This window comes from Paenibacillus sp. EKM10P (assembly GCF_011800655.1).
Taxonomy (GTDB): domain Bacteria; phylum Bacillota; class Bacilli; order Paenibacillales; family Paenibacillaceae; genus Paenibacillus; species Paenibacillus polymyxa.
Window position 1 is genome coordinate 1 of the sequence record NZ_JAALET010000043.1, and the last position, 1,480, is coordinate 1,480.

General features: G+C 56.5%; 1 protein-coding gene. It reads left to right on the forward strand.

What is annotated here, in order from left to right; all coding sequences use genetic code 11:
* The coding region (locus HFE01_RS26295) for a non-ribosomal peptide synthetase (RefSeq protein WP_181955939.1) at positions 1-1,480 on the forward strand (1,480 nt) is incomplete at both ends.

Sequence of the window (1,480 nt, forward strand, 5' to 3'; positions counted from 1 at the left end):
TGCCAGATCATGTGGCGGTGGTGTACGAGGAGCAGCAGCTTACGTACCGCCAGCTGAACGAGCGTGCGAACCAATTGACGCGCAGACTGCGAAAAGAAGGCATTGGACGCGAATCCATTGTCGGCATTCTGAGTGAACGCTCGGTAGACATGCTGGTCGGCGTACTAGCGGTATGGAAGGCTGGAGGCGCCTATGTGCCGCTGGATGCAGACTATCCGTCCGAGCGCATTCGTTTCATGCTGGAGGACAGCGGTGTGACGGTACTGCTGACCCAAACCAGTTTGCAGGAGCGCACGCAAGCATGGCTGAATGAAAGCCAAGAGGCTCTAGGCGAAGGAAAGACCGAGGGTGAGTTGGAAACAGCGGTTAGCGCTGAAACGATGGAAAGAGACAGCCTCAATGAGGGTGTAAGCTTGAAATCAGATTCGAAGTCTGGCCGCGAAGCAGCATCCGAGCTGGCAACAGGGCTGCGTCTGCACACTGTACTAGCATTAGACGATGAGTCGCTGTATACCGGAGATGTCACAGACGTCGATCACATCAACGAGCCGCAGGATCTGGCGTATGTGATCTACACGTCCGGGACAACGGGACGTCCGAAGGGCGTCATGATCGAGCATCGCAGCTTGGTCAATACGGCTACGGCGTATCGCCGGTATTACCGTCTGAACCAGTTCCCGGTACGTCTGCTGCAACTGGCCAGCTTCTCCTTTGACGTGTTCGTCGGCGATATTGCACGGACGCTCTATAATGGTGGCACGATGGTCATCTGTCCGAAAGACGACCGCATTGATCCAAGCCGCCTGTACGGCTGGATTCGTGATTATCAAATCACCGTGTTCGAATCGACTCCGGCTCTGATCGTACCGTTTATGCAGCATGTGCATGAACACGGGCTGGACATGAGCAGTCTGGAACTGCTGATCACGAGCTCGGATAGCTGCAGCGTGACGGACTACCGGGTGCTGCAAGAACGGTTTGGTGCAGATATCCGTATCATCAACAGCTATGGCGTCACGGAAGCGGCGATTGACTCCAGCTTCTACGATGAAGAGCTGTCGAAACTGCCAAGCAGCAGGAATGTGCCGATTGGACAGGCGTGGCTGAATGCACGCTTCTACATCGTAGACAGCCAGCTGAACCCGGTACCGATCGGTGTACTGGGCGAGTTGTGCATCGGCGGCATCGGGGTCGCACGGGGGTACCTGAACCGTGCGGACCTGACAGCCGAGAAATTCGTAGCGAACCCGTACGTACCGGGTGAACGTTTGTATCGCACCGGCGATTTGGCGCGGTGGATGCCAGACGGCAATGTGGACTTTATCGGCCGGATGGACTATCAAGTCAAAATCCGGGGCTATCGGATCGAGCTGGGCGAGATTGAAACGGCGATCCAGCGGGTGCCGGGTGTGCGTCAAGCCGTAGTCATCGACCGGACGGACGAGCGTGGACACAAGTATTTGTGCGGATACATCACGGG